The following is a 2,603-nucleotide window of genomic DNA, read 5'->3' as shown; positions in this document are numbered from 1 at the left end:
AGCGTCACCGCCGAGGTGCCGCAGGTGGCACCCGTAGCCGCCGTGAAGCTGGCCGTAGCCGGCTGCGTCACGTTCACCGCGATGGCGGTGCGGCTAGCGCCGGCGCATTCGCTGTTGAAGGTCAGGTTGAAGAAGCTGTTGTAGGTCGTGTTCGAGAACGTGGTCGAAGTGGCCGACGTGTACGAACCGCGCACCGTGAGCGAACCCGCCGTGAGCGGATACGTGCCGGTGTAGGTGCTGAAGCGACCCAGCGTGCCCGAAGGGTTCGAAATCCGGTATTCGCCGGCGGCCAGGGTGTAGTTCAGCGGCACCGTTACGCGGGTGCCCACCTGGGCGGCCGTTACAGTAATGGTTACATCCGAACCGGCCACGGCCGTGGTGGTGCCGCCGGGCTGCGTGCCCGTCGTGCTGTAGAGGCGGATGGTGAGGGCGCCCGCGGCGCTCGGGTACACATCGACCGAAGCCAGCGTGCCCGCCTGCGATACCGCAAAGCCCAGCGGATAGTCCGTGAGCGTAGACTGCACGAAGGTGCCGTTGCTGGCCGAGTTGTCGGCCAGGCCGGCCACGCTGCTGCTGCTGGTATAGGCTTCGGCGTAGTACGTGGTGCTGGCCGTGAGGGCCGGCGTGGTGTAGCTACCGGCCGTGGTAGTGGTCAGGGCCGTGCCGCCGGTGGCCACATCGAAGAAGCGAACCTGGCTGCCGGAGCTGGCCGTAGCCGTGAGCGTGGCCGTGCTGCCGGCGCAAATAGCCACCGGGCCGTTGGTGCCAGCCACCTGCGGGTTGTTCACCGTGATGGTGCTCACGTTGGAAGTGGCCACGTTCGAGCCGCAGCGTACCTGGGCGCGGTAGTAGGTGGTGCTCGTGAGTACCGGCGTGGTATACGTGGCGCTGGTGGCCCCGCTGATGTCGGTAAACGTCACGTTGTCCGGGCTGCTCTGGTACTGAATGCTGCCGTTGGCGGCACCGGCCAGGCTCAGGGCAGCCGTGCCGCTCACGCAGATGCTGGCGCTGGCCGGGCTCAGGGTGCCGGCCACCGGGGCCGTCACCGTGCGGGTGGGGGCCGGGGTCAGGGCGTCGTTGGCCGTGTTGCCATCACCGGTTACCGTGGCCGCAATGGCGAAGGTGTAGGTGCCGGCAGTAGTCATATCCAGCGTCGGAGTCAGGGTCACGTTCTGGGTAGCGCCGGCGGCGAGGGTGCCCGTCGCGATGCTGCCGTTCAGGGTTTGCGAGCCCGAAGGCGTGGTCACGGTGGCCGTCACGGTAGCCGGGTTCACGCTGAAATCAAGCGCCTGGGCGCCCACGTTGGTCACCGCCACCGTCACGGTTTCGGTGCTGCTGTAGCAGCCCTGCGTGGTAGTGGGGGCCACCAGCGCCGTGGCGGCCAGGTCCACGTTGGGCACTGCGCGTACCTGCACGTTGTCGAGGCCGATGTCGTAGCTGCCAAAGTCGCCGGTGCCGCGGAAGCGGATAACGCTGGTGGCCGAGGTGGCCGTCAGGTCTACGGTTTTCGTGCTGAAGGTGGCCGAAGTTGCCACGCTCAGCAGCGGAGTGGTCGTGAAGGTCGCGCCGCCATCGGTCGAGAGCAGCACGTCGAGCTTGCTGCCGGCGGTCGATACGTTCACATAGTCAAACGTCAGACGCTTGGTGCCGGCGGCGCTCAGGTCCACGTAGAAGTCGAGCGTACCCGTCACGCCCGAGGCCGTGTAGTAGCTGTGGAAGCGGGCCGCGTGGGCGCTGCCCTGGCTGCCGGCGGGCGTGAAGCTGCCCGAAGTAGCCGAAGCCCAGGCGGCGCTGGCACCGTCGTCGTCGCGGCGCCACGAGGTGTTGCCCGTCACGGGCGTGTTGCGCCAGTTCACACCGGGCGTTTCGTTGGTACCGCACTGGCTGAGCCAAGTGGCTTCGAAGTCCTGGGTGTAAGGCGTGGTGTTGTTCACCAGCACGTAGGGAGCAGTCACGCAGTCGGTGCGGAACGTCGCGATTACCGCCGTCGAGTTGCCGTTGGTTGCGCCGCAGTTGGCCACAATGCTTACCGTGTACACGGTGCTGGGGCTCAGGCTGGTCAGGTTAATGGGCGAAGTAGTCACGGTTTGGGTCGTGGCCGTGCCGCCAGCCGGCGTCACCGTCACCACGTACGAGCCGCCGTTGGGGCTGGCCGTGAAATCAACCGTAGCCGTTGTCGTCGTAATATTCGACACCGATACCCCAGTCACGGCAGGGCAGGTGATGTAGCTCACGCGCACATTGTCGACGCCGATATCCGTCACGCCGAAGTCGCTGGTAGCCATCAGGCGGATAATCGTCGTCGCGGTCAGGCCCGTCGTGGGCAGGGCCACCGTCTGAGCCGTCCAGCTGGCGGCGGTCGTGAACTTCTGCACGCGGCTGAACGAGGTGCCGCCGTTGGTGCTCACCATCACGCTCAGCGAGTCGGTGCCACTGGTATTGAGGTAGTCGAAGTTCAGCGTGGGCGTGCCAGTCGTGCCGGCCATGTTCACGTACAGGTCGAGCTGGCCCGAAGTGCGGCTGCTGGCGTTGTAGGAGTGGAAGCGGGCTGAGTGCACGCTGGTGCCGCCGCTCAGGGGGCTGCCGGTGGGCGTGTAAGCACC

General features: G+C 66.7%; 1 protein-coding gene. It reads right to left on the bottom strand.

Annotated elements, in window-relative coordinates; all coding sequences use genetic code 11:
• Positions 1-2,603: Ig-like domain-containing protein (locus ACYVDE_RS19870; RefSeq protein WP_460503274.1), on the bottom strand; the 2,603-nt coding region annotated here is incomplete at both ends.

The sequence above is a fragment of the Hymenobacter agri genome, from assembly GCF_054778495.1.
Note: the sequence above shows the minus strand (reverse complement) of the source record. Positions and strands in the feature narration are given on the sequence as shown.